The following is a 26,463-nucleotide window of genomic DNA, read 5'->3' as shown; positions in this document are numbered from 1 at the left end:
ACCTGTATTGGCCCCCGAAACCAGTGATTCTATCAAGTTAGGGTCGCCAATAACCTGTATTGGCGACCCTAACCAGCGATTCTATCAAGTTGAGTTTCCCAATAGTCAGTCATTAGTGCCCGAAACCAGGGTTTTTCCACAAGGTCTGAGAATTTGTCTAGTTCGGTTTCTTATTGTAAAAAATGCATTTTAGGATCGGATTTGTCCAGTTCCGCGTACAATTGCTTTTGATGTTGTGATTGCTTTAAGCCCCATCGGGCCGCGGGCATGCAACTTTTGCGTGCTGATGCCGATTTCGGCGCCATAGCCAAATTGCTCACCATCAGTAAAACGAGTTGAAGCGTTATGATACAGCACAGCGGCATCAACAGCCCGGAAAAATAAACTAACGTTATCTTCATTTTCGCTAATGATCGCTTCCGAATGCTTCGTTCCATATTGATCAATATGGTTAATCGCTTCTCGCACATCACCGACTAGCTTTACAGCAGCAATTGGAGCTAAAAATTCAGTATACCAATCGTTTTCCTCAGCAGGCTTCACAAAAGCATTCGCTCCCGCTAATATCTCATCCCCTCGCAGCTCTACTCCTTGGCCATGAAGAGCGGATAGTAATTCAGAAGCATAAGGCCATTTCTCATGAATAAGAATCGTTTCTGCTGCGTTGCAAACGGATGGGCGGTGCAATTTTGCGTTTATGGCAATTTGGATGGCCATTTCCCGCTCAGCCGACTCATCAATAAATACATGGCAGTTGCCGACGCCTGTTTCCAACACAGGTACAGTTGCATTTTGAATGACAGATTGAATAAGGCCGGCCCCGCCGCGCGGGATGAGCACATCCAAATACTGATTCAGCCTAAACATTTGCGAGGCTGTTTCCCTGCTCGTATCCTCCAATAACTGCACGGCATCTGATGGAATTGCTGTTTCGGCCAAGGCAGCACGCATGACGTGAACAAGTGCCTTATTTGAATTCAGAGCGGATGAACTTCCTCTCAACAAGACAGCATTCCCTGACTTCAAACAAAGACTGGCCGCATCGACCGTCACATTTGGCCGTGCTTCATAAACCATCCCAATAACACCAAGTGGAACACGGACTGTTTCAATTTGCAAGCCGTTTGGCCGGTCCCATGATTCAATTACTTCCCGGATAGGGTCATCAAGCCCGATTACCTGGAGGACACCATCAACGATTTGATCGATTCTCTCAGAAGTCAGGAGCAGGCGGTCTAAAAGGGAATCAGATAGACCATTACCCTTGCCAGCTAAAATATCCTTTTCATTTTCCTGAAGAATCCATTCCTTTTCCTCAGCAATGCGAGCAGCCATTTGACCTAATGCATCATTTTTCTCACTAGTTGACAGCATCCCTAATCTCTTTGAGGCAGCCTTTAGCAGCTTTGCCTTTTTGATTAATTCACTCATATCATTCACTCCTCCCGTAAAATAACCCAATTATTACGATGAATCACTTCTGCACGCTTATTGATGGAATAAATCTTCGATTGTTCGCTTGGCAGCCCTTTTACTTTTTGTAAATCCTGTGAGGAAAAATAAATTTGCCCTTTTCCGATGGTTTTCCCCTTTTTGTTCCGGACCTCAACCACATCCATAGCATTAAATTCACCAATGACGTTTGTAACTCCAACCGGAAGCAGGCTTTTCCCCTTTTGCACGATTGCTTGTTCTGCCCCGTCATCCACTTCAATGACTCCGCCAACCTGTGAATGATAGGCAATCCATTGTTTTCTCATTTGCATCTGTGTTTGGAATGGTCCGCCGAGATATGTTCCATCCCCTTTGCCAGCTAGAATGTCTAACAATTTTTCCCGCCCCGACCCAGTTCCGACAAACACACTAACACCAAGAGACAATGCTTTTTTTGCAGCCAGAAGCTTGGATTTCATCCCGCCAGTCCCCAAAGAAGAACCGCTCCCGCCTGCCGCTTCCAGCATTTTCTCCGATACCTCAGGGATGAAATGATATTTCTTGGCATCCTTGGAAACTTTCGGATTCCCGTCATATATTCCATTTACATCCGTTAAAATAATCAGGGCATTGGCATGAAGAAAACCACTTACCAGCGCGGAAAGCATATCATTATCACCAAATGTCAGCTCCTCAATAGATACCGAATCATTCTCATTAATAATTGGCAGCATGCCCCGGTGAAGCAGCTCGGTCATCGTGGAATAAAGGTTTTGAAACCGGACCTGGCTGTAAAAATCCTCCCTGGTTAATAACATCTGTGCCGGCACTATTTGAAATTGTTGAAAAAGCTGGATATACTGCTGCATTAACAGCCCCTGCCCAACGGCTGCTGCGGCCTGCTTGCCAGCCACTGTTTTTGGACGAGCAGGATAACCAAGCGAACCAAAACCGGCTGCTATTGCACCGGATGAAATAAGGATGACGTCATGCCCTTGTTTTTTTAACAGGGCCAGTGCTTCCACATGGTCGCTCATTTTTTCTTCAGAAATTGTCCCAGCCGGTGCCGTTAAAGAACTGCTCCCAATTTTCACTACCACTAATTGTTTCTTCATTTTCAAACCCTTCTTTTTGAAAAAATAAAAAAACGATTCTTCTGCCCTTATACAAAGGACGGAAAAATCGTTTCCGCGGTACCACCTTATTTGATGCCATGCACCCACTTGAAACCTTAACGCGGACTAGACGGCTTATGTTTGCATAAGCAGCATTCATTAGGGCAGGTTCAACCTCTTCCCGTGAGAAACCTTCCAGCCTTTAGGGTTTCACTCTCTTGCACGTTCCAAAAATTTACTAGTCCCTTGCTTTTAATATAATTTCTTTGATTATCATAGGAAAAATAGGAAAAGTCAATAGAATTTTTTGAAAATTTGAAGTAATATTAAAATGAAGTAAAAATTAAGAAAATTTATAATTTTTAATCTATAATAATACTTCTATTCTCGAAATAATGTTAAAATAAAAACTACAATACGTTGTTAAAAATGTAAAGGAGCGTACTAAATGGAGCATAAGAACCAAAATAATCTGTTTACATATGCCTTGATTGGAATGTTAACAACCGCTGTCGTACTGGCTTTCGCAAGACTTTCATATGGGGTGATACTGCCATTTATGCGGGATGGATTAAACTTATCATATAAAGAGGCAGGCTTTCTAGGAACAACTACCTCGTTTGGATATTTAAGCACACTCATCTTCGCTGGCATTCTTGCGTCTAAATGGGGCAGTAAAAGGACCGTTTTACTCGGTATTTCATTGGTTACAGCTGGACTCGCAGGACTTTCTTTAGGCAACTCATATTTGTTAGCCTTTTTGTTTATGCTTTTATTGGGGATTGGTACTTCCTTTACCTTTACACCGTTTATCACCTTGCTCGTTTCCTGGTTTCCACTGAAAAAAGGATTTGTCATTGGTTTAACAACTAGTGGAGCGGGAATTGGTATCCTTTTTGCCGGTATGATTGTTCCGTATCTTAGCAGTATTAATAGCGAAAATGGCTGGAGATGGGCATGGGGGATTTATGCGGCTATCGGCCTTTTGGTTGTCATATTAACGATGATTTTCATTAAAAACCCGCCTGCTGAGCCTGTATCTGAAAAGCAGCAGCAAAAGACACCGGCAAAGGAAATCTATAAAAATCCAAAGGTCATTAATATTGGCTTGATTTACGGTGTAGTAGGGCTCACCTATATTGTTCAGGTAATTTTTATTATGAGTTATATGATAGATGCGGGAATAAGTGTAAAATTTGCGGGTCAGCTAATGGCTTTAAACGGAGTATTATCCATCTTTGGCGGGCCGTTTTGGGGATTTGTTTCTGATAGGTTCGGCCGGAGAAAATCGTTAATCCTCACTATGGGACTAACCATGTTCTCGATGCTCCTACCGGTATTATTTCCTTCGCAGCTTGGCTTCACATTGCACATCATTTTAATGAGCAGCACCTCTACCGGCCTTTTCACTTTGACACAGGCAGCGAGTATGGACCATGTTAAGCCTTCTGAAATGCCGATTGCTTTTAGCTATGTCACTTTCTATTTCGCTGTCGGCCAATTGGTTGGGCCTGCCATTGCAGGCTGGTTGATTGAAGATTTGGGCGGCTTTAGAACGGCGTTCATTTTCTCAACTGTTTGCTTGGCTGTTGGGATCATTTTAACGTTAAAGGTTAAAAATGCGGCGCAAAATGAGCAAGTGAAAATCAATCTAAATACGGATTTAAAAGAACATATCAGTCCATAAAAAAAAGCATCAAATTGATGCTTTTTTTTATGGATCGTTATACAACTTCTTTTTCTTTCTCCAGTTCCTTCATTAATTCTTGGCGTAATTTATATTTTTCAATTTTGTTGGTCGGTGTCCTTGGAATGTCTAGGGTAAAGCGGATATGCTTCGGCCACATATATTTTGGGATTTTTTCCTTCACCCAGATCCTTAATTCCTCTTCATCGATTTCGGCACCATTTTTCTTCACCACATAAATAGCGACATCATCTTCATCACCAACTTCAGCCGGTACAGGGAAAGCGGCACACAAATCAATATCAGGATGGCTGTTGATAATATCCTCCAATTGATAGGAAGAAATTTTTTCACCGCGGCAGCGAATCACACCGCCAAGACGGTCGACGAAATAGTAAAAGCCGTCTTCACCTAGATATGCGGCATCACCACTGTGGAACCAAAGATTTTGAAAAGCCTTTTTGGTCGACTCTGGCTTGTTGAAATATTCGGATAATACTAAATGTGGCAGACGGGGGCGGAAGGCAATTTGTCCTACTTGCCCGACAGGAACCTCCTCATCTTTTTCATTCAAAACAATGACATCAAAATATTGGTTAGGTTTCCCCATGAACCCTTTATTTAATTCCTTTTTGCCGTCAATAATCGGAACTTGCTCCTTTTCGCAATTGGCAATAATCTCCTTTCTTGAAAGCCCTTTATAAAGGTGCATTGGGGTACCTTCTCCCTCTTCTGTTTCCAAGATAACGCTGGACATAGGCGCTCCGGCTTCCGTCTGTCCAAACCCGGCCGTGACGATATCAAACCCAAAGCGTTTGGCTACCTCATTGTGATATTTTGGCAACGGTTGCATATGGACTTTATTGAGGGTATTGAACCTGTCGTTTTCTGATGGTTTTGCATTCATCAGCCAAGGGATCATGACATCAAGTAAAATTGCTACACTTGCCCCTGATTTTTCAATCCTCGTCCAAAATTGATTAGGGCTGAATTTATCCCAGATCGCTACCGTACATCCTCCATAACAGGCTCTGGCAATATTGGCAAATGCACCGCCGACGTGATACAAAGGAAGATCGTTATAAACAACATCCTCTTGCGTCAAACAAGAGCGTAATCTTAATGTATAGCCATTCACCCATCGATGGGATTGAACGACTCCTTTAGCTGGTCCTGTTGTTCCGGATGTATAAATGATGTTGGCGATGTCATAATAGTTTAACTCGATATTGAGATTATGTGTTTCAGCCTGCAGCATCCGGTCAAAGGAAATTTCATTAAAAACTAGATTTAACGGGATATCCGACATTTCCGCTATATAATCATGATCGCCTTCTTGAGGATTGAAGACAACGGTTGACAACTGTTCAACTTCGGAAGCAATTTCGTTTAAAATTGGTACCATTGAACGCTCGGTAAAAAGTACTTTTGGCTGGGTATCGTTTAACTGATAACTGAGCAGCCTTCCACGGTAGTTAAAATTAATGGGGCTGAAAACACCCCCGCATTTCCAAATTCCAAACATTACCATGGTAGTAACAAGAGGGTTTCTCAAAAAGACCGAGATCCGATCCCCCTTTTGGACTCCCCTGGCTTTTAAAGAATGGCCAATGCTATTGGCAATCTGATTAAATTTTTGATACGAAATTTTTTTATCTGATTCCCCGTAATAAATAAAGGTATTATCCCCTGTTGTTTCCGCCCAATATTCAAGACATTTGGGCACCACTTCCTCACGGGAAGATAATTCATTTAATAATTCTGTCTGATTCATCTCCTCAAACCTCCTCCATTATGCCAGCTTTTCTATTAATAAATTATGGTCTCATTCCGTGACTGGAAGGACCCAATTGCTGCGGAAGCAGCTCGTAGGCATCCCGGACCCAATCACAGAGTAAGGGACGGGTGTCTCTAGGGTCGATGATTTCCTCTACGCCAAAGGCTTCAGCTGTTCGAAGTGGAGATCGTACGGATTCCATTCGTTCTAATAAGTCCTTTAGTAAAGCTTCAGGATTATCGCTTGCTTCAAGCTCGCGGCGATAGGCTACATGGACACCGCCTTCAACAGGGAGTGATCCCCAATCACCGGAAGGCCAGGCATATCTTAAGTTTAATCCGTGACCATTAGACATTCCTGCCCCGCCGACACCAAATACTCTTCTGAGGATAATTTCCATCATCGGAACAGTAGCCTGATAGATGGCTGAAATAGCCCGGACCCCTTTGCGAATCGTTCCTTTCTTCTCAGAAGGAAGTCCGATTATCATTCCTGGCTGGTCGACTAAGTTCACAATTGGTAAATGGAAGGTTTGACAAAGGTCGACGAACCGTTCTATTTTTTCTGAGCTTTCGGCTGTTAATCCGCCTCCATTGACAAACTGATCGTTGGCCATTACTCCAACCGGATATCCATCAAGTCGCGCGAAACAAGTGAGAGTACCACCGCCATAATACCGACCCATTTCAAAAATGGAATCCTTATCAAAAATCATTGGCAGGATTTCACGGATTTTATAAGGAACCCGGCGATTTTTCGGGATAACGGAAATCAACCGTTCCTCTCGCCGCTCTGGGTCATCGTTTGATGGCAATACGGGCGGAAGCTGCCATACGCTTGATGGCAAATAGGATAGGAACGTGCGAATCTGCTCAAAGGCATCTTCCTCAGACTTCGCCATATTGTCAACAGCGCCGCTGGTACGATGGACTTGTACACCACCAAGTTCTTCTTTCGTTAAATCCTGTCCCATCCCAAATTTGACAACTGGCGGGCCGGCAACGAATAACTGGGACGTTTCCTCCACCATCACTGAAAAATGTGAAGCGGCAACTCTCGCTGCGCCGAGTCCGGCAACTGAGCCTAAGCAGGCAGCAACAACTGGCACGCGCTCCATGTTGCCAACAACCAAATCCCACGCAGGATTAACAGGAACATAGGTATGCCCCTCCATATCCAAGAACTTCACGCTTCCCCCGCCACCGGTTCCGTCTACCAACCGAATAATCGGCAGCTGCAGATCATGTGCCAGACGTTCCGCATATACCTGTTTGCCGCGGATGGCGCCATCTGCAGCGCCCCCTCTAACGGTGAAGTCATCTGCACCAACAACCACCTTCCGGCCATTGATCCTTCCAGTGCCCACGAGAAAATTCGCTGGTGTAAAGTCTGTTAAATTGCCATTCTCATCATATTTGCCTTTTCCGGCAATCGCCCCGGTTTCATGGAATGAACCAGAATCAAGCAAACTATCAATTCTTTCTCGTACTGTCAGTTTCCCTTGCGCTTTATGTTTTGCTACACGCTCTTCGCCGCCCATCTGGCGGGCGAGTTCTTCACGGCGCCGCAGTTCTTTAATTTCTGGCTCCCATGTCATCTTGTTCTTCTCCTCCTTATTAGTAGATTCGATTAGTTTTTCCACCATTGATAACCCTCCTTGGGCCGAAACCATTCTAATTTATATCAAATTTCTACTGTAGAAATTATTCTTTCTTATTTAATCTTTACTTTCGCTTTTTCCTCGTCTGCCAGCACTCTTCGCAGCAATTTTCCCGTCCCTGTCTTTGGCAGGGTTTCACGGAATTCAATATGACGGGGGTACTTATAAGCCGCCATTTTTTCTTTGCTCCATAGGATGAGCTCTTCTGGAGTTATGCTATTTTCATAGTCTGGATGAAGGACAACGAATGCTTTAACGGCCTCGCCGCGGATTGGGTCTGGTATCCCGATTACAGCGGACTCAGAAACAGCCTGATGTTTGTTCAATAATAATTCTACATCTTCCGGAAACACACTGTAACCGGAACATTTAATCATTTCTTTGATACGCCCTAAAAAGTAAAGATAACCATCTTCGTCAAACTTTCCGATATCCCCGGTATACACCCAGCCATCCCGCAGTGTTTTGGCGGTTGCTTCCGGTTTATTCAAATAACCTTTAAATACACCGGGACTTTTGACCACGATCTCGCCTTCTTCACCAATTGGAAGTTCTTGACGTGGTTCATTTAGGGAAAGAATTTTAATCTTCGTTCCCGGAATTGGTTTTCCAGTCGTCCCGAATTTAATAGCTTCTGGTGCCATCAACGAGTCTCCTGTATGTGTTTCGCTTAAGCCATAAGCGGATTCAAATAATCCGATGCCTGTCAGAGCCTTCCACTGATTCGAGATTTCTTCTGTCAATTGGATCCCAAAGCTAGTACAGGAATTGACTCTTAGTGAACTGAAATCGACTTGGGCTGCATGAGGATGATTTATAATGGCCACATTCATTGGTACAACAGTTTGCGCCACTGTTACTCGATGCCGTTCGATGACATCCATCGCGGCTTCAGGTGTAAATCGATTAAGCAGAACAATAGTTCCGCCTGTGTAAAAACTTACATTCATAAACAACATGCCGGCAATATGGCAAATTGGCATAATCGATAAGGCTACATCGTCGGAATGAAATCCTCTTGTTTCTGCAACACCCTGAGATTTGTAAAGTGCGTTCCGGTAAGTGAGCATCGCACCTTTAGGCAGACCAGTCGAACCGGATGTGTACACGATAAGGCATACATCTTCATCAATATCTAAACCGACATTTGGGCAATCTGCACTCCATGTACGGAGGATGTTGCTTAAATCTGTTGCATCAGGATAATATTTCTTTTCCTGCAGTACCTCAGGGAATTCAGGAATCGGTTTCTCCGGGAGGAAGTCTATGTAGCTAGTTGTAATCACCAATTGGAGCGTGGTATTTGGCTTTGCTTTTTCGACGACTGGATACAATTGATCCAGAGTCACAATTGCTTTTGCCTCAAGGTCATTGACTTCATATTCCAGCTCCCATTCCTTGAACATCGGGTTACATGGCCCTACGATCGCACCAATCTTTTGGATTCCAAAATGGCAAATAATATATTGCGGGCAGTTTGGCAAAAATAGAGCTACTTTATCACCCTTGCGAATCCCCTGGGAATGCAAATAATGGGCAAAACGATCCGATAGCTCATCAAGGTCCTCGTATGTCAGCGTTCTTCCATAAAAAATGACGGCTTGTTTATTTGGGCTTACTTTTGCATGGCTTCTTAGGTACTCGTGTAATGGCTTTCCACTATTCAAGGAACACATCCCTTTCGTATACATAATTACTTTCAATCTTTTTATATCTAAAACTGTGAATCAACCATGATAAAAACAAGCAACCCATCTGCCCTCGGAGACCTGTTCAAGCGGCGGCTCTTCAAGCCTGCAGCGCTCATCCGCTAGCGGGCACCGAGTAGAAAATCTGCAGCCTAACGGCGGATTTGCCGGATTCGGAAGATCTCCGCTTAGTAGAATGCGTTCACGGTTCCGAACTGTTGGATCAGGTTCCGGCACAGCAGAAATCAATGCCTCTGTATAAGGGTGAAGCGGCTGCTCAAAGAGTTGATCCGTTTCTGAAATTTCCATGACCTTTCCTAAATACATCACCACAATCCGATCACTGATATGCTTGACCGCTTGCAGCCCATGGGCAATGAATATATAGGAGAGACCCATATCTTCCTGGATTTCTTTTAATAGATTTAAAATTTGAGCTTGAATCGACACATCTAATGCTGAAACTGGTTCATCACAAACAATCAAACTTGGATTAAGGGCCAATGCTCTGGCAATGCCAATTCGCTGCCGCTGCCCGCCGGAGAACTCTTCTGGATAGCGGCTTCCATGTGCCGATGTCAACCCTACCTTTTCAAGCAGTTCATCCACACGTTTTTTTCTCTCGCTGCTGGTACCAATTTTATGAAGCACTAATGGCTCGGCAATAATGTTGGCCACATTCATTCTCGGGTTCAGCGAAGAATATGGGTCCTGGAAGACCATTTGAATTTTTTTCCCCAAATCACGCTTATTTCGTCCTTTGGATAAAAGCGAATTTCCCTCAAATACGACTTCACCAGAAGTGGGCTCCAAGAGGCCGACAACCATCCTGCCAAGTGTCGATTTTCCGCAGCCTGATTCTCCAACCAGACCAACTGTCTCACCGCGGTGGACATCAAGACTTATTCCGTCCACGGCCTTTAACCATTTGCCTTTTTTGCTAAATAAACCGCTGCCAATTGGATAGTGTTTTTTGACGTCTTTAATCGATATCAATGGTTCAGGCATGTACTGTCACCTCTTCCGTTTGCAAATCTACAATATGCCAGCATGCTGCTCTACGGTCTTTCCCCGTCTCCACCAGATTTGGAGCCTCTGTGAGACATTTTTCCGTGGCATAACTGCACCGCCCGGAAAAATTACAGCCTTTCGGCAGCTCAAGCGGATTCGGCACAGCGCCTGGAATTGTGTGAAGAAGCTTTTCCGATGCCCCCCTGAGTTTTGGGACGCTTGCCAGCAATCCCTTTGTATACGGATGCTGGGGATTTTTGAACAGTGAATAGACATCTCCCTCTTCGACAATTTCCCCGCAATACATGACAAGGACGCGATCAGCCATTTCAGCCACAACGCCTAAATCATGCGTAATAATTAGGATGGAAATGCCTGTATCCTTTTGCAAATCTCTCATCACATTTAGAATCTGCGCCTGAATCGTTACATCAAGAGCTGTTGTCGGTTCATCGGCAATCAGCAATGATGGATTACAGGCTAATGCCATTGCAATCATAATCCGCTGCCGCATTCCCCCGGACAATTGATGGGGATAATCATTCAGCCGGTTTTCCGGATCAGGAATCCCGACCTTTGCCAGCAAATTGACGACAATTTCCTTTGCCTTCTGATAGCTGACACCTTGATGAAGCTGAATTGGCTCGGCAATTTGTTTTCCAATCGGATGCAATGGATTTAACGATGACATCGGATCCTGAAAGATCATCGAGATCTCATTTCCTCTAATCTTTTTCATTTGCCTTTTTTTCATCTTTAGCAAATTCTCACCTTTAAAGGAAATCACGCTATCTTTCTCATATTTAATTGATGGTGAATTCAAACCCATAATGGACAATGCTGTTACGCTTTTGCCGCTTCCTGATTCTCCAACCAAAGCAACAATTTCGCCCGCTCCGATTGAAAATGAGATATTGTTAACTGGTTTGATGACTCCCCTGGATGTGGGGATATATGAACATAGATTTTTTACCTCTAAAACAGGTTCGTTCGGACCTCTCAATTCAATACCCCCTAAGATCTCTTCATTTTTGGGTCAATAGCCACTCGTAATCCGTCTCCAAAAAAGTTGCCTGCCAATACGGAAATCAGGATGGCTAGCCCTGGGAAAAGCATCATGTATGGATTCACAAATATCATGCTGTAAGCCTGATGCAGCATTCCCCCCCAGCTGACTTGAGGCGACTGCGCACCCATGCCAAGAAAGCTTAATGAGGCTTCCACTAAAATGGCAAGACTGAAGCTAAAGGACGCCTGAACAATGATGGGAGATAATATATTTGGAAGGATATGCTTCATCATAATCCACAAAGGACCTGCACCTGATATTTTGGCCGCTTCCACATAAGGCTCCCTTCTGACTTGAAGGGTCTGCCCTCTTGCAAGGCGGGCAAATTGCGGCGTAAATATAATGCCGATGGCAATCATCGCATTCCATAAACTAACCCCTAATGCACCGGTAATTCCCAGGGCAAGAAGAATGGCGGGAAACGATAGAATGGCATCGACAATTCTCATGAAAATATCATCAATAATTCCGCCTAGATATCCCGAAATGATGCCAAGCGGAACTCCAACAAAAAGAGGAATTAAAATCGCCACAACACCAGCTTGAATCGCTGCCTGCGCTCCCATCAGTACGCGTGAAAACACATCACGGCCCAATTCATCCGTTCCAAACCAATACGTTCCGTCAGGTGGCAGCATGACTTTGGTCAAATCTTGCTTATTTGGGTCAAAAGGAACAATCCAAGATGCAAAGAGTGATAAGAATAGTAAAAGCAGCAAAAATATCATACTTACAAATGCCAGCTTTTCGTTAAATAATCGTTGAAACATTAAACGGAATTGCATCAAGCTGCCTCCTTCTTATTTAATTTCAATCCTCGGATCCAAAACGCTATATAACACGTCGGTCACGAAATTGATAATCAATACCAATATAACCATGACTAACACAACGCCCTGCAGCATAGGAAAGTCCCTCTGTAAAATGGAATTTACAGCAAGCTGCCCCATTCCCGGGATGGCGAATACCGTTTCGATGACGACGGTTGCCCCCAACATGTTCCCAAACAACAGTCCAGTTGTTGTGATAACTGGGAGCAGGGAATTCCGCAGTGCATGCTTCCAAATAACCGGCCAAAGCAATAATCCCTTTGAATAAGCTGTTCGAATATAATCCGATTCCAACACTTCAAGAAGAGATGATCGTAATTGCCTGGTAATTTGGGCTGCGCCAAAAGCCCCTAAACAGATTGCTGGCAGGATGATGCTCTGGAAAAAGCCGCCTAGATTATCAGAAATACTTGTAAATCCTGTTGCTGGCAGCCAGCCAAGGTTTACACTAAATACAACGATAAGGAGCATTGCCAGCCAAAAGTTAGGGATGGCCGTGCCGATTGTTCCCATAAATCTTGAAATGTAATCCATCCAGCTATTCGGTTTAATAACCGACCCAATCGCGAAAATCATTCCAAAAATAAATGAAAAGACGATAGACGCGACGACAAGCTGGAAGGTAATACCAAGTCTTGAAAAGACTGCATCACTCACAATCTCCCCAGTAAAGAGAGAACGTCCCAAATCACCTTGAACCGCATTGGTAAGCCAATTCCAATACTGAATCAGTACGGGCTGATCCAGCCCGAGCTGACTTCTTAACAATGCCAATTTCTCTTCAGTCGCATTGTCTCCAAGAAGCGCCAGAGCAGGATCTCCCGGAATGATCAAGATGAGGGAAAAGACGATCAGTGTCGTTACAATTAGCATTGGGATTACATACATCAAACGCCGCAGTAAAAACTTAAAGAACATGGATCTCTTCCCCTCTCTACAATTCTATTGATCTAACCATAAGGTTGAGAATTTCGGTTTTCCAAGCAATGTCCCTTCAAAGCCTTTCACTTTCGTTGTCATGGCAGCGGTTGAAGGCTGGAACAAAATTGGCACTTGCATGGCTTCGTCTAATATAGAGATCTTGTTAATTTCTGCATACAATTTTGCCCGTTCCTTTTGATCGTAAGAAGCAGCGGCTTTTGAAATTAGTTCTTCCTTTTCTGGTGTTGATTCACCGCCAGCATTATAGAAACCCTTTTGGCTTAGGAATAAATTGACGGTTTGCTGCGGGTCTGGCCGGCCAGTCCATGACGTTAAGTTAGCAGCAATTTGCTTTTCGTTGAAATACAGCGCTACTCCTTTTGTTAATTCCATTGGCTGAATATTAATAGTAAATCCTGCTTCCTTTACCTGACCTTTTATTGCTTCAGCCAACCTTGTATAGAATGTGCTCGTAGGTACAAACATATCAAAGGTTACGCTGTCAACACCGGCTTGTTTTAATAGTTCCTTTGCTTTTTTCGGATCATATGAAATTTTTACATCTGGAGATGCTGCCCAATAGTCTTTTGGAAAGGTTTGATAGGCCGCTTCTCCTTCACCGAATGTTAACGCTTTAACCAATGCTTCCCGGTCAATGGCATATTCCAATGCCTGTCTGACTTCCTTTTTGTCAAATGGAGCCATTTTCGTATTGATGTACATATTATAGAAAGCAACCTTCATTTTCGTATCTAACACGATATTCTTGTCATTCTTTAATACCTGGCTGTTATCAGGCGAAACATTCCAATAGAATTGAATCTGGCCTGATTTAAGAGCATTTAAACGCGTATTTTCATCTGGCATAATCTTGGCTGTAATTTTATCCAAATATGGAAGTCCTTTTTGCCAATAATCTTTATTTGCTTCAAAGTCAATTTCCCCATTGCGGACCCATTTGACCATTTTATACGGGCCCGTACCTACCGGATTTTGGGCATAATCTGCACCGAATTTTTGAACAGCGGCAGGTGATACCATCATCCCCGAACGATCGGATAAGGCAAGTATGATAGAAGAATCTGGCTGTTTGAGATGCAATTTAACGGTATTCTCGTCCACAACCTCTACAGATTCCACATTTGATAGATCGGAAACCTTTGAATCCTTGGAATTAATCCGTTCAATATTAAACTTCACTGCTTCTGCATTAAATTTGGTGCCGTCGTGGAATAAGACATTTTCTTGGAGGTGCAGGACAATCGTTTTATCGTCCGGTGTATCCCAGGATTTTGCAAGTCCTGGCTCAGCCTCTAAATTTGCGTTGTAGTTTACCAGTGTGTCATAAACAGGATAAAGAAGTGCGTGGTCATTACCGGAATTACCTAAAATCGGGTCATAGTTACTTATATCAGAATCATAAGCAACAACAATGCTTCCGCCCTTTTTCGGTTCGGCTTTCGTTGTCTCCCCCGACGTTTTTCCTGAAGTTTGATTAGTCGTTGAATTCTTTTGTGAGCATCCAGCGACAAGCAGAAGAATTGCTAAAAATAGGGCAACAAATAGTTTACTAGATTTCATCATATGAAACCTCCTTAATAAGTGGGGTTTGACGGGCAAGTAAGCGCAAATATTCGTGTTAGGGCTGGATGGTGCTAATCAAACTTAATTAGGACATCTCCTTCGTTTACAAAATCTCCTTCATTTACCGATACTTCACTAACTGTCCCCTGCGCTTCTGCTGTAATGGGTATTTCCATTTTCATGGATTCCAAAATGACGACATCTTCACCAGGAGAAATCGTATCCCCTTCTTTTACTAGGACTTTAAAAACGTTGCCTGCCATATACGATGTGATGGAACTCATCTTATTTGCCACCTCCTTCTAAACAATCGCTTAAAGAAAGCGATTTCAAAAATTGTCGATTTGTGTCTGAATATTCAGTATTTACTTAAAGTATATAAAATTGGTAGAATTGACACAATGTAGGTTCATTTACATTTTAGGTAATATAAATAGAGTTTTTTACATTGAGGTGTTGTAAAGTGCTTAACCATTCTTTTCTAAGGACATTTCTAAAAAGGAAATTTTCCTTATCTTCCTATCAAATTTGGATTTATTCTCCCATGGAACACAAATGGGAGCTAATCGACAGCTATGATTCTGATATTGAAAATATCGATTCCTCCGCACAGGAACTATCGCCTTTAAAACTGGCTCATCAAACCATTATTATGCTAGATTACCCACAGGGCTATAAAGTATATCTTTTATCCTCTGAAGAAAATATCACCCAAGAAAAAGAAAATATTGATATTTTTTATCATCTTTTATACCCCATATATACACAGTACGCTTTGAAATCGAAAAATTTAGAAATGGAAAAGCTGATTGAAGGAGTACAAAACATCACCTCCTCGCTCGACTTAGATGTGCTGCTGACAAAAATTCTTGATAATGTAGCCAGCATCATCCCTGGTGCTGACACAGCGGCCTTTTGGCTTTATAATCCAGTCATCGACCGGCTCGTTTGCAAGGCTTATAGGGGCTGGAAAAAGGAAATTGAACAAGTAAAATATAGAGTTGGAGAATCAGTGACCGGGAAAATATTTTTAGATGGCAAACCGCGCATCTATAACTCCTTTCGCGAGGCAAATGAAGCTATGAAAGGGACTTCCAAGAAAAATGATGAACTTTTGAAAAAAGCTTTTCACGGAGGGAACGTAAACGCAACCATCTCAGTTCCCGTTAGTTTTCACAATGAAATTATTGGAGTTTTAGGAATACATCGGGTTAATCTTGAACATGAAATTACTGACTGGGATCTTAAACTATTAAAGGGACTGACTGCTCAAATTGCCATTGCCATCGAGAATGCCCGCCTTTTTACGGAAATAAACAGGAAAAATCAGGTCCTCATTAAACAGAATGAAGTGCATGCCACACTGACTCAGTTATCCATCCAAAATAAAGGGATTGATGCAATAGTCAAAGAGTTGACCCGAATGCTAGGAATGTCTTTAATTTTTGTCGATCTTTTAAAGAACGAATATTTCCCTGGCAGAGCTTTTTTATCCTTCAGTATGGAGGAATTAACACAGATTATCGGCGCAAAAAACTATCCGATATATGTAGATCTTTATGACCATGATGAGAAATATTTTTTTATCTATCCAATTATTACTGACAGCACTTGTACTGGCTGCCTAATAGTTTCTGCCGAGCGCTCAATTACTCAGCTCGAACACATGATTATTGAACGTGGCGGATCCGTATTGGCACTAGAATTGGCAAAACGGCAGTCCCTTACAGAATTCTACTTTAAAAAAACAAGTGATTTTTATCAAAATCTATTAAGAAAAGAAGCACCACGTCTTCTCTATAAACAAGGGCTTGATATAGGAATTGATTTAAATAATTACCTTTGCACAACGATCATCGAACTAACCAATTTTATTGACCATCATGTTTTGCAAACAAGTATTCACCGATTAGTTTCCAGGATCAAATCCAAGCTTACCGGGATGGAAAAAATCGTTTTCGGAAATAGCAACAAAGTAATGCTTCTATTAACGTTTAAAACCATTAATGCTTTTCCGAGAGTCCTGAATAATATTAAAGAAATATTAAAAGAGTGGGAACAAAATGAAGGTGTGGCACTAAGGGCAGGAGTTGGCGGGGTGTATAAGGGTATAGAATCTGTCTATAAAACCCATAATGAAGCAGCTAGAGCCATTGCCTATTTAAGCTCCAGACATCGTTCTGGATTAATGGAATTTTCGGATATCGGCATTAACCGCCTCTTTTTAAATCAATCCAAAGAGGAAATCGAGAGATTTTTAGAAGAAATCTTTGGACCGCTAAATTCTAATAAACTGAGAAATAATGATTTGGAAAAAACATTAATCACTTATGTTCAAACGAATCAATCGGCGGTGAAAACGGCCGAGCTCCTTCATGTTCACATCAATACTTTGTATCAGCGGCTGAAAAAAATTGAGGATCTGTTAAGTGTTTCTCTTGAGGAACCTGAAAACAGATTGAAAATTCAGCTTGCCTGTCATTTAAAGGAGTCATTTTTTTAAATGTCCACTAGATTGTTTTCCGATTTATTCATTATCATTGTGTTATACTGAATGATAGATGATTGGAAAGAAGAAAAAGGAAGGCGAATGGTATGTCCATCAGTAGTCGTTTTTCTGTAGGAATTCATATATTATCCTTGTTGGAAGTTAATAAAAATGAAGTCAATACTTCTGAATTTATTGCTAAGAGTGTTAACACAAATCCTGTAGTGATTCGAAAAATCATTGGGATGTTGAAGAACGCCGGTTTGGTCCATGTTAGGCCCGGTGTTGCCGGCGCAGACTTGGCAAAGGGCTTATCAGAAATAACATTATTGGATGTTTACAAGGCAGTTAATGTTGTATCAGATAATGAGTTGTTTAGCATCCATGAGGAGCCAAATCCGGCATGTATGGTCGGGAGAAATATTCAAGATACAATTGGTCCACTTTTCTCCACTGCGCAATTGGCTATGGAAAAAGTTCTGGCTAATGTAACGATCGAGGATGTTGTAAAAGGAATTTTGGAGAAGGAAAACCAAGCTCAATAAAAAAGAGCACTTTGTGAAACATTCACGAGTGCTCTTTTTTTCACCTATTTTATCTTATCCAGAGCTTCTCCCAGTGTTTTTACTAAAAAATTCAAATCCTTTTGTTCAATACTTAATGGCGGTGCCATGGTAAGAACGTTGTTATATCCGGCTACTGTTGCCCCGTTTTTACCAATGATAATGCCTTTTTCCTTGCAGCCGGCAATCACCTGGTTAACAAGGCTGACGTCCAGAGGCTCTTTTGTGCTCTTATCTTTTACTAGCTCGATACCGACTAATAGGCCTTTTCCACGGACATTGCCTACATACGGGTGGTCTTTGAGAAGGCCATTTAAATCATTTAACAATTGTTCTCCTAAATCCCGGGACCTATCAAAAAGCTTTTCTTTTTCCAAAATTTCGAGGTTTTTCAAAGCTAAAGCGCATGCTGCCGGATTTCCTCCAAATGTGTTGACATGACGGAAATAGTCGTATTCCTCGGTTCCTTTAAACGCTTCATATATATCTTTGCGTACAGCGGTTGCCGAAAGCGGCAGATACGCACTTGTTATACCCTTTGCCATCGTAATAATGTCAGGTTTGACCCCATAATTCATAAAACCAAACGGCTTGCCTGTACGGCCAAATCCACAAATGACCTCATCGACAATGAGAAGCGCTCCATGTTTTTTGCACACTTCATGGGCTGCCTTCATATATCCATCTGGTGGTACGAGAACGCCGCCGCCTGTAATAATTGGTTCCATGATCATTGCAGCGATCGTTTCACTTAACTCCCAGGTCATCGTTTTATCGATTTCCTGAACGGAGGATAATTTCATTGGATCCGTAACATTCGTATCATCACGGTAGGAATCCGGAGGCGAGACATGAATGAAACCAGGTGCAAGCGGTTCATATTTATATTTCCTTTGCGCCTGACCGGTAGCTGCAAGCGTACCAATTGTGTTTCCGTGGTACCCACGGTATCTTGAAACAATCTTGTAGCGATTATGTTCACCTTTTTGCTGGTGGTATTGGCGCACGATTTTAAACGCAGTTTCATTTGCTTCGGAGCCGCTGTTCGAGAAGAAAATTACATATTCGTCTCCGAGCATTTCGTTTAACTTTTCAGCCAGTTTTATTGCTGGAACATGGCTTTGTGATAAGGGAAAATAGGCCAATTCCTTTAATTGTTCATAGGCTGCATCGGCCAGCTCCGTTCTTCCGTAGCCAATATTCACACACCAGAGGCCAGACATCGCATCCAAATAACGTTTTCCGTCTACATCAGTCACCCACGAGCCTTCTGCCTTCTCGACAACAATCGTCGCATCTGGGCTGTAAGGCCGCATCGCATGCCAAACATATTTATCATCTTTGTCTAACAACTTTTCCTGCGAACGATCCGTATGAACCATAAAATCCCCTCCAATTCTTACAGTTATTTTATAGTTATGCTTCAAACCGAGAAGTGATCATTTTCTTCCTAGTATAGAAATTTAGCCCGTCTTTTCCATTAACGTGTAGGTCACCATAGAAGGAGTCCTTCCATCCGGAGAATGGGAAGAAAGCCATCGTGGCTGGCACTCCTACATTGATTCCCAGCATGCCTGCATCTGCCTCTTCACGAAACTTTCGGACGGCTTTGGCGCTGTTTGTGTATATGGTCGCTCCATTTCCATAACGGGACCTGCGAATAAATTCCAAGCCTTCATCCAAATCTTTGGCACGGAGCAAACTTAAAACAGGTGCAAAAATTTCATCCTTGGCAATCGTCATTTCAGGATCGACATGGTCAAAGATAGTCGGTCCTAAAAAGTTGCCCTTTGGATGGTCACTCATTTCCTTGCGTCCATCCCTGATTAGATCAGCACCTTCGGATAATCCTTTTTCAATATAACTAAGCACTTTATCACGGTGTTCCTTGCGAATAACCGGGGTTAATAAAACTTCTTCATCCATGCCGTTACCGATATTTAACTTGTCAGCTTCTCTCTTTAATGCTGCAACAAACGCGTCATTATCTCCGACGACAACAACTGCACTGCAGGCCATACAACGCTGTCCGGCGCTGCCAAAGGTTGCACTCATTACATGCTGAACAGCCCTATCGATATCCGCATCTGGCATGACAATATGATGGTTTTTTGCACCGGAAAGGGCTTGAACCCGTTTGCCTTCCCCAGCAGTCCGCTCATATACATACTTCGCTACCGGCTGAGATCCGACAAACGAAATGGCCGCAACGTCCTTATGTTCAATTAATCCATTTACCACATCATGCGCTCCGTGAACGACATTTAAAACCCCCTTCGGTGCTCCCGCCTCCGTAAATAACTCTACTAATCTATTGGCTAAAATAGGAGTACGTTCAGATGGCTTTAACACAAACGTGTTTCCGCAAGCGATGGCGAGTGGGAACATCCACATTGGCACCATCATCGGAAAGTTAAATGGTGTGATTCCTCCGACGACCCCTAATGGATAGCGGAACATTTCCGAATCAATGTCTTCGGCGATTCCTGACAAAGTCTCGCCCATCATTAATGTTGGCGCCCCGCACGCGAACTCAACACACTCAATTCCGCGCTGCACCTCGCCATACGCTTCGTTGTAAGCCTTGCCATTTTCTTGGACAATTAAGCGGGCCAATTCCTCGTGGTTCTCTGTTAATAGATGATGATATTTGTAGAAAACACGGGCTCTTTTCGGTACAGGAACGTTCTTCCATTTCTTAAAAGCCTCTTTCGCTGCTGCAACTGCCAAATCCACATCATCCTTTGTTGAAACCGGCACCTTGATTAATAGTTCATTTGTCGCCGGATTCGGTACATCCAGCGTCACTTCGCTGCTTGAATTGACCCATTCACCATTAATATAATTTTTTAAAACGGTTGTATCATTTTTTGTTACGCTCATCCTATTTCCTCCCAGTATATAATTTTAGATTTATTATCTCTTATGCTTAAAAATCATTCGTTAGACATCTTGTTAACGTTTTATCAATCTTGCTGCTGCAAACATTTTTTTAAATCCATAGAGTATCCTAGGCAGTTTGATATAATTATATGTACTTTTATTATGGTACCTAAACATACCTCCCCAGACATATAGGAAAGGACTGGCTCGAGGCCAATCCAATTCCAAAACCATTATTTTCCTATTGGGTTTTGTTTGATTAAAAGGCTGGAAAAATATTTTCGGGCATTTGCATTGCTAATCAACAAAACTTCAGTAACGTCTCCGTTTGGATGAACAAATTCAACAGTAGCCCCATCCAAATGCTCATTTACAGACTGTATTCGAAATCCCTTTTGGATGAAAAAGTCTATTTTATCCCTTTCCGCAAGAAATTGTTGATGCTCAGTCATGTCCCGCGCTCCTCCATATAAATTAAGATTTTTCGGAATTCCTTCGGCAGCCTTTTCATAAAGCGCAAATACTCTGACTTTACAGGGTAATTGCGGGAGTGGTTCAAAAAAATATAGGTTTGCTAGATTGATAGTATTTCATTTTGATTTAACGTTGTTGTTGAACTATATTTCTCCCTTTTCAAGTATTGACCAGAGCCTGGTTTGCCGACGAACTGCTTGTCGCGAACCACGTATTCGCCGCGGACTAGAACGGAAACTGGCTCTCCGGTGACTTTCATTCCTTCGAAAGCATTGTAATCAACCGCCATATGATGGGTTTCGGCTGAAATCACCCGCTCAATGTTCGGGTCAAAAATGACAAGGTCGGCATCTGCACCAACGGCAATAGTTCCCTTTTTCGGGAAGAGCCCAAAAAGCTTGGCAATCCGCGTCGAGGTAATGTCCACAAACTGATTTAGACTGATTCTTCCCTTCTTTACCCCCTCCGAAAATAAAATGGTAAGACGATCTTCAATCATTGGTCCGCCATTTGGAATCTTTGTAAAATCGCCGCGTCCCAGGTCTTTCTGTCCTTTGAAATCAAAAGAACATTGGTCGGAACCTAATGTTTGCAGCTGGCCGCTTTTTAAGGCATTCCAAAGGACATCCTGATTCCATTTTTCACGGAGCGGCGGTGACCAGACATATTTTGCTCCCTCAAAATTCGGTTTTTTCAAATAGCTTTGATCAAGAACTAGATATTGCGGGCAGGTTTCCCCCCAAACCTCGTACCCTTTTGCCCTCGCTTCCGCGATTTTTTCAACCGCGTCCGCACAGGAAACATGGACGACGTATAATTGAGAATTGGCCAGACCGGTAAATCGGGCAGCGCGGCCAGTCGCTTCACCCTCCAACTCCGGCGGTCTTGTTAAGGCATGATAAATCGGATCCGTTTTCCCTTCCGCGAGGGCCTTTTTCGTTAAGTAATCAATAACATCCCCGTTCTCGGCATGGACCATGACCAGCGCGCCTAGGTCCTTTGCCGTCACTAGCGTCTTAAATAAGGTCTCATCATCTGCTTGGAAGACATTTTTATACGCCATAAACACTTTAAAGGAGGTGATCCCTTCCTCATTAATGACTTGAGGTAATTCATTAAGTACTTGATCATTGATTTCGCTAATCATGAGGTGGAAGCTATAATCAATGACCGCTTTATTATTGGATTTGTTATGCCAGGTTTGAATCGCATTTTTCAACGGTTCACCCTTATTGGTCAGGCAAAAATCGATGATCGAGGTTGTGCCTCCGAAGGCAGCGGCGATCGTTCCCGATTCAAAATCATCCCTTGTTACAGTACCGCCAAATGGCATGTCTAGATGGGTGTGTGGGTCAATTCCTCCGGGGAAGACGAGGCAGCCTTTTGCGTCAATCACTTCTGCTCCAACAGCCGAAAGATTGGCGCCAATTTGTGTGATTTTGCCGTCTTCAATTAAAATTTCTCCTTTAAACGTATCTGCCGCTGTAACAATCGTTCCGTTTTTAACGATTTTTTTCATAGGTTTAACCCCTCCTAATCTATCATTTAGTTGTATCCACTTTGGAAGTTATGACTGCGTTAATAACAGCCTGACGTTCATTCCAAGTCATGGGCGGCATTTCATTCGGGACTTCAATCATTTCAATTGCCCCATCTACCGGACAGACAATCGCGCATAAGTTGCAGCCGACACAATCCTCTTCCCACACCCTCAGATAGTTTTTTCCTGATGCATCAGAAAGCATTTCAATACATTGATGCGATGTATCCTCACAGGCTATATAACATTTGTTACAGTTAATGCAAACATCCGTATTGATTTTCGCCACGATATTGTAGTTCAGATCAAGATTTCCCCAATCCGAGTATTTCGGCACTGATTTGCCGATAATGTCGGAAACAGCAGCAATGCCCTTGCCGTCTAAATAATGATTCAGCCCCTCAATCATATCCTCGACAATCCGGAAGCCGTGATGCATAGCGGCGGTACAGATTTGAACTCCGGTTGCCCCCATCAGCATAAATTCAACCGCATCCCGCCAGTTGGAGATGCCGCCGATTCCGGAAATCGGGACATTGATTTGTGAATGTCTGGCGCACTCTGCCACCATATTTAAGGCAATTGGCTTTACGGCAGGACCGCAATAACCGCCATGTGCACCTTTCCCGGCGACATGCGGGATCGTATTCCAAGTATCAAGGTCCACGCCCATAAGGCTGTTTATCGTGTTAATCATACTAATGGCATCGGCACCGCCGTTACAAGCCGCTTCCGCAGTTGCTGTAATATCGGTAATATTCGGAGTTAGCTTGACGATAACAGGCGTTTTTGCCACTTCTTTTACCCATAAGGTTTGTTTTTCTACAAGGGCAGGCACCTGGCCTGAGGCTGAGCCCATGCCCCGCTCAGCCATCCCGTGCGGACATCCGAAATTCAGCTCAAGTCCATCGACACCGACATCCTCCACACGTTTGACAATTTCGTGCCATTTTTCCTGCTTTGGCTCGACCATCAGGGAAGCAACTATAGCATGATTCGGGAATTTCTTTTTCGTTTCATAGATTTCCTTTAAATTGACATCGAGCGGCCGGTCGGTAATTAATTCAATATTGTTAAAGCCTGCGACCCGCTGGCCGTTAAAACTTATGGCAGCAAAGCGGGAGCTTGTATTCAGTATGGGATCCCCTAGCGTTTTCCAGACAGCCCCTCCCCACCCTGCCTCAAAGGCCCGTTGAACCTGATAGCCTGAATTTGTCGGTGGTGCAGACGCCAGCCAAAATGGATTTGGCGATTTGATCCCTGCGAGGTTAATCCGTAAATCAGCCATCAAATTTCCCCCTTTAAAGTTTTTCACGAGATTAATAAACTCGAGTCAAGTATTTCCCACCGTAGTAAATTGTTTGTGAATGGCATAAGCAACATCTTTCCCTTGCTGGGCGGCCGTTACAACCATCGCTTCCCCTTGTCCTTTGCCAAAAATCACATCGCCGCAGGCAAATATGTTTGGATTTGATGTCTCCAATGTAAACGGGTCAACCTTGACCACCCCTCCGTCGTGCTCTAGGCCAAACCTCTCAATTAATGAGAGATGTCTTGTTTGTCCGATAGCTTTCACCACAGCATCAACAGGAATTACATGTTCTGACCCGACAACTGCTAATGGACTGCGCCGCCCATCCGCCTCAGGTTCACCGAGCTTCATCTTTATACACTCAATTCCTGTCACCTTGCCGTTCTCACTGCCAAGAATCCTTTGCGGTGCAGTCAGCCAGCGGAACTCGACACCATCCTGCTTAGCAAACTCATATTCAAAATCGTAGGCTGTCATTTCATCTACGGTTCTTCGATAGAGGATCTTCACGTTTTCAGCCCCTAGCCGAATGGAACAAGTCGCACCATCAATGGCTGTATTCCCAGCACCAATTACAATCACACGCTTACCCACAAATTCATTAGACAGTTTCCCATCCTTGGTTGCTTTGACAAACTCAATGGCATCATAAACCCCATCCAGCTCCTCGCCTGAAATGCCGAGCTCTGGCACATGTCCCATTCCAGCCGCTAGGACAATTCGGTCAAACCCTTCCATTAATTCTTCAACCGTAATGTCCCTTCCTACCATCGTATTGGTTCGGATCGTAACGTTTAATTTTTCCACCTGCTCGACTTCCCAAAAAGAAATACGCTGCGGCAACCGAAACGAGACAATACCATACGTATTTAAACCGCCAGCCTTGTTGGCAGCTTCAAAAACAGTCACTTTGTAGCCCAGCCGCGCAAGCTCACGTGCTGCCGATAATCCGGCCGGTCCAGCGCCGATTATCGCTATCTTCTTTCCGTTTGATTCACCTTTTTCAAATAGAGTTTGATTATTGTGGATGGCCCAGTCTGTCGCATAACGCTGCAGATTGCCAATCATGATTGGTTTAGTGGAGTGATTCAGTACACAAGCTCCTTCGCAGAGTTCCTCCGTCGGACATACCCTTGCGCAGCTTGCTCCTACTGGGTTAGCAGACATAATCGTCTTTGCAGATCCCAGCAAGTTTCCAGAGGCAATTTTTTTAATAAAGGCAGGAATATTGATGCCCGTTGGACAGGCTTTGATACATGGGGCATCATAACAGTAGAGGCAGCGATTAGCTTCGTCTATCGCTTCTTGATTCGTAAGTCCCGGCTCAACCTCTTGAAAGTTTTTTTCAAGATTCGTTAACGAAATTCGTTGTATTGCCAAATAAAAGCCCTCCCTTTTTTGTTCATTAAACAACATTAACGAAAGCGCTTTAACATATATATACAATTGATATTAGCTGTACATTTTTTTATACTTTTTTCAATTTAACACATTTTATCTAAAAAAATTGTAAAAAAATGGCGTAATCCAAATTATCCTTATAAATTTTTTTATCGACACATTTTTCAACAAAAAAGTGCTCCAAAAGGAGCACATACATACTGTTAGGTGTTGAAATATTTGACAAGTTCGATAATCATTGCACCCATTCTTTCATTTTCGGGAACTACGAGACGGTTTACACCTTCTTCTCTTAAGGCTTCAGCGGTCACTTTTCCCACTGCCGCGGCTACTATGTTTTTATTCAAAGAATGTACTATACGATCATAAATATTTTGCTCCCTAGCATAATCAAAAAGCGAGTGAACCTGTGTTGCCGTAGTAAAACATACAGCATCACACTCAATAATCATTAATTCTTGAGACAATTTTTCAACAATCTCCTGCTCAGGCGCGATGTGCTGATAAGGGAGGATTTTTTGGACCGCCCCGCCTCGGCTTTCAAAAAACGCCGTTAACGTCGGTGCTAATTCCCCGTGCAGCTGTATCATAATCTTTTTATTGGAAAAATCGTAGGACTCAAGTGCTTGAGCTAATCCCTTTGTAGTGCCATCCTCTGCTGTGACAACCGGTTGTACCGCTAATTTTTTTAGCGCCGAAATCGTTTTATAGCCTCTTACCGCCACCTTAGCCTCACGCAGTCTTTTTAAGAAAAGCTCCTCTAAACCGAGCTTTCCCGCTAAGCTAACAAGTGTTTCGGTTCCAATTCCGGTTGTAAGGATTACCCAATCAGCCCCATTTTCTACAAATTTCACTAAGTCAGGCTCCACTTCCTTTTCAGCTAAAAAAACTGTCCCTTGGAGGGGCCGGATAATTGGAATTCCGCCTTGTTTCTCAATGATCGTACTAATCTCTTCGATTTTTCTTGAACCACAAACAACTATCTTCTTTCCTTGCAACCCTTTTTCGTTCATATTTAACACCTTC

Annotated in this window: 21 protein-coding genes; 3 read left to right on the top strand and 18 right to left on the bottom strand. The window is 43.1% G+C overall.

The window, feature by feature from the left end:
- Window positions 1-189 precede the first annotated feature (189 nt).
- On the bottom strand, window positions 190-1,431 hold the full coding sequence (locus KHA99_RS01150; RefSeq protein ID WP_213115599.1) for a glutamate-5-semialdehyde dehydrogenase: 1,242 nt from the start codon (window positions 1,429-1,431) through the stop codon (window positions 190-192).
- Between the two features lie 5 nt (window positions 1,432-1,436).
- Window positions 1,437-2,549: a glutamate 5-kinase gene (gene proB, locus KHA99_RS01145; RefSeq protein WP_213115598.1), complete on the bottom strand. Its 1,113-nt coding sequence runs from the start codon at window positions 2,547-2,549 to the stop codon at window positions 1,437-1,439.
- Window positions 2,550-2,997: 448 nt separating this feature from the next.
- Here proB and KHA99_RS01140 point away from each other — a divergent pair, with 448 nt between their 5' ends.
- On the top strand, window positions 2,998-4,236 hold the full coding sequence (locus KHA99_RS01140; protein WP_213115597.1) for an MFS transporter: 1,239 nt from the start codon (window positions 2,998-3,000) through the stop codon (window positions 4,234-4,236).
- A gap of 37 nt (window positions 4,237-4,273) precedes the next feature.
- On the opposite strand, the gene KHA99_RS01135 is transcribed toward KHA99_RS01140, so the two are convergent.
- The 9 genes from KHA99_RS01135 to KHA99_RS01095 all read right to left on the bottom strand — a co-directional run bounded on the left by KHA99_RS01135 (window position 4,274) and on the right by KHA99_RS01095 (window position 15,060).
- A complete protein-coding gene (locus KHA99_RS01135) occupies window positions 4,274-6,010 on the bottom strand; it encodes an AMP-binding protein (protein ID WP_213115596.1) in 1,737 nt (578 codons plus the stop codon).
- Between the two features lie 43 nt (window positions 6,011-6,053).
- Window positions 6,054-7,658, bottom strand: a complete 1,605-nt coding sequence (locus KHA99_RS01130) for an acyl-CoA carboxylase subunit beta (RefSeq protein ID WP_249366384.1) — start codon at window positions 7,656-7,658, stop codon at window positions 6,054-6,056.
- Window positions 7,659-7,726: 68 nt separating this feature from the next.
- Window positions 7,727-9,340, bottom strand: a complete 1,614-nt coding sequence (locus KHA99_RS01125; protein WP_249366383.1) for an AMP-binding protein — start codon at window positions 9,338-9,340, stop codon at window positions 7,727-7,729.
- 60 nt (window positions 9,341-9,400) lie between these two features.
- Window positions 9,401-10,369 carry an ABC transporter ATP-binding protein gene (locus KHA99_RS01120; RefSeq protein ID WP_213115595.1) on the bottom strand — a complete coding sequence of 323 codons (969 nt, stop codon included), beginning with the start codon at window positions 10,367-10,369 and terminating at the stop codon, window positions 9,401-9,403.
- Window positions 10,362-11,375 carry an ABC transporter ATP-binding protein gene (locus KHA99_RS01115; RefSeq protein WP_213115594.1) on the bottom strand — a complete coding sequence of 338 codons (1,014 nt, stop codon included), beginning with the start codon at window positions 11,373-11,375 and terminating at the stop codon, window positions 10,362-10,364. The genes KHA99_RS01120 and KHA99_RS01115 overlap by 8 nt, the downstream gene beginning before the upstream one ends.
- 11 nt (window positions 11,376-11,386) lie before the next feature.
- Window positions 11,387-12,226 carry an ABC transporter permease gene (locus KHA99_RS01110; protein ID WP_213115593.1) on the bottom strand — a complete coding sequence of 280 codons (840 nt, stop codon included), beginning with the start codon at window positions 12,224-12,226 and terminating at the stop codon, window positions 11,387-11,389.
- Window positions 12,227-12,241: 15 nt separating this feature from the next.
- Entirely contained in the window at window positions 12,242-13,189 is a 948-nt protein-coding gene (locus KHA99_RS01105) for an ABC transporter permease (RefSeq protein WP_213115592.1), read from the bottom strand.
- Window positions 13,190-13,213: 24 nt separating this feature from the next.
- A complete protein-coding gene (locus KHA99_RS01100; protein ID WP_213115591.1) occupies window positions 13,214-14,773 on the bottom strand; it encodes an ABC transporter substrate-binding protein in 1,560 nt (519 codons plus the stop codon).
- Window positions 14,774-14,847: 74 nt separating this feature from the next.
- Window positions 14,848-15,060: an acetyl-CoA carboxylase biotin carboxyl carrier protein subunit gene (locus KHA99_RS01095; RefSeq protein ID WP_213115590.1), complete on the bottom strand. Its 213-nt coding sequence runs from the start codon at window positions 15,058-15,060 to the stop codon at window positions 14,848-14,850.
- 260 nt (window positions 15,061-15,320) lie between these two features.
- On the opposite strand from KHA99_RS01095, the gene KHA99_RS01090 reads away from it, so the two are divergent.
- Complete coding sequence (locus tag KHA99_RS01090) at window positions 15,321-17,279, top strand: helix-turn-helix domain-containing protein (RefSeq protein ID WP_213115589.1); 1,959 nt, start codon at window positions 15,321-15,323, stop codon at window positions 17,277-17,279.
- Window positions 17,280-17,371: 92 nt separating this feature from the next.
- Window positions 17,372-17,809, top strand: coding sequence for an Rrf2 family transcriptional regulator (locus tag KHA99_RS01085; protein WP_213115588.1), 438 nt, complete (start codon window positions 17,372-17,374; stop codon window positions 17,807-17,809).
- Between the two features lie 44 nt (window positions 17,810-17,853).
- On the opposite strand, the gene KHA99_RS01080 is transcribed toward KHA99_RS01085, so the two are convergent.
- The 7 genes from KHA99_RS01080 to KHA99_RS01050 form a co-directional block, all read right to left on the bottom strand.
- Window positions 17,854-19,209 (bottom strand): aspartate aminotransferase family protein, encoded by a 1,356-nt coding sequence (locus KHA99_RS01080; protein ID WP_213115587.1) that lies wholly within the window; start codon window positions 19,207-19,209, stop codon window positions 17,854-17,856.
- A gap of 34 nt (window positions 19,210-19,243) precedes the next feature.
- Window positions 19,244-20,710 carry a CoA-acylating methylmalonate-semialdehyde dehydrogenase gene (locus KHA99_RS01075; protein WP_213115586.1) on the bottom strand — a complete coding sequence of 489 codons (1,467 nt, stop codon included), beginning with the start codon at window positions 20,708-20,710 and terminating at the stop codon, window positions 19,244-19,246.
- A 233-nt stretch (window positions 20,711-20,943) separates the two neighbouring features.
- Window positions 20,944-21,162, bottom strand: coding sequence for a hypothetical protein (locus KHA99_RS01070; RefSeq protein WP_213115585.1), 219 nt, complete (start codon window positions 21,160-21,162; stop codon window positions 20,944-20,946).
- A gap of 122 nt (window positions 21,163-21,284) precedes the next feature.
- Window positions 21,285-22,703 (bottom strand): dihydropyrimidinase, encoded by a 1,419-nt coding sequence (gene hydA / locus KHA99_RS01065; protein ID WP_213115584.1) that lies wholly within the window; start codon window positions 22,701-22,703, stop codon window positions 21,285-21,287.
- A gap of 22 nt (window positions 22,704-22,725) precedes the next feature.
- Window positions 22,726-24,012 carry an NAD-dependent dihydropyrimidine dehydrogenase subunit PreA gene (gene preA, locus KHA99_RS01060; protein ID WP_213115583.1) on the bottom strand — a complete coding sequence of 429 codons (1,287 nt, stop codon included), beginning with the start codon at window positions 24,010-24,012 and terminating at the stop codon, window positions 22,726-22,728.
- A 45-nt stretch (window positions 24,013-24,057) separates the two neighbouring features.
- Window positions 24,058-25,416: an NAD(P)-dependent oxidoreductase gene (locus KHA99_RS01055; protein ID WP_249366382.1), complete on the bottom strand. Its 1,359-nt coding sequence runs from the start codon at window positions 25,414-25,416 to the stop codon at window positions 24,058-24,060.
- A 224-nt stretch (window positions 25,417-25,640) separates the two neighbouring features.
- Window positions 25,641-26,450: a uroporphyrinogen-III synthase gene (locus tag KHA99_RS01050; protein ID WP_213115581.1), complete on the bottom strand. Its 810-nt coding sequence runs from the start codon at window positions 26,448-26,450 to the stop codon at window positions 25,641-25,643.
- Window positions 26,451-26,463: the final 13 nt, after the last annotated feature.

The organism is Neobacillus rhizophilus (genome assembly GCF_018343535.1).
Lineage (GTDB): Bacteria > Bacillota > Bacilli > Bacillales > Cytobacillaceae > Neobacillus > Neobacillus rhizophilus.
This window is presented reverse-complemented; position numbering and strand designations above follow the sequence as displayed.

Coding starts and splice junctions, on each gene's coding strand:
- KHA99_RS01150 (WP_213115599.1), bottom strand. CDS start 1,431: ATGAGTGAATTAATCAAAAAGGCAAAGCTGCTAAAGGCTGCCTCAAAG.
- proB (WP_213115598.1), bottom strand. CDS start 2,549: ATGAAGAAACAATTAGTGGTAGTGAAAATTGGGAGCAGTTCTTTAACG.
- KHA99_RS01140 (WP_213115597.1), top strand. CDS start 2,998: ATGGAGCATAAGAACCAAAATAATCTGTTTACATATGCCTTGATTGGA.
- KHA99_RS01135 (WP_213115596.1), bottom strand. CDS start 6,010: ATGAATCAGACAGAATTATTAAATGAATTATCTTCCCGTGAGGAAGTG.
- KHA99_RS01130 (WP_249366384.1), bottom strand. CDS start 7,658: ATGGTGGAAAAACTAATCGAATCTACTAATAAGGAGGAGAAGAACAAG.
- KHA99_RS01120 (WP_213115595.1), bottom strand. CDS start 10,369: ATGCCTGAACCATTGATATCGATTAAAGACGTCAAAAAACACTATCCA.
- KHA99_RS01110 (WP_213115593.1), bottom strand. CDS start 12,226: ATGCAATTCCGTTTAATGTTTCAACGATTATTTAACGAAAAGCTGGCA.
- KHA99_RS01105 (WP_213115592.1), bottom strand. CDS start 13,189: ATGTTCTTTAAGTTTTTACTGCGGCGTTTGATGTATGTAATCCCAATG.
- KHA99_RS01100 (WP_213115591.1), bottom strand. CDS start 14,773: ATGAAATCTAGTAAACTATTTGTTGCCCTATTTTTAGCAATTCTTCTG.
- KHA99_RS01095 (WP_213115590.1), bottom strand. CDS start 15,060: ATGAGTTCCATCACATCGTATATGGCAGGCAACGTTTTTAAAGTCCTA.
- KHA99_RS01090 (WP_213115589.1), top strand. CDS start 15,321: ATGGAACACAAATGGGAGCTAATCGACAGCTATGATTCTGATATTGAA.
- KHA99_RS01085 (WP_213115588.1), top strand. CDS start 17,372: ATGTCCATCAGTAGTCGTTTTTCTGTAGGAATTCATATATTATCCTTG.
- KHA99_RS01080 (WP_213115587.1), bottom strand. CDS start 19,209: ATGGTTCATACGGATCGTTCGCAGGAAAAGTTGTTAGACAAAGATGAT.
- KHA99_RS01075 (WP_213115586.1), bottom strand. CDS start 20,710: ATGAGCGTAACAAAAAATGATACAACCGTTTTAAAAAATTATATTAAT.
- KHA99_RS01070 (WP_213115585.1), bottom strand. CDS start 21,162: ATGACTGAGCATCAACAATTTCTTGCGGAAAGGGATAAAATAGACTTT.
- hydA (WP_213115584.1), bottom strand. CDS start 22,703: ATGAAAAAAATCGTTAAAAACGGAACGATTGTTACAGCGGCAGATACG.
- preA (WP_213115583.1), bottom strand. CDS start 24,012: ATGGCTGATTTACGGATTAACCTCGCAGGGATCAAATCGCCAAATCCA.
- KHA99_RS01050 (WP_213115581.1), bottom strand. CDS start 26,450: ATGAACGAAAAAGGGTTGCAAGGAAAGAAGATAGTTGTTTGTGGTTCA.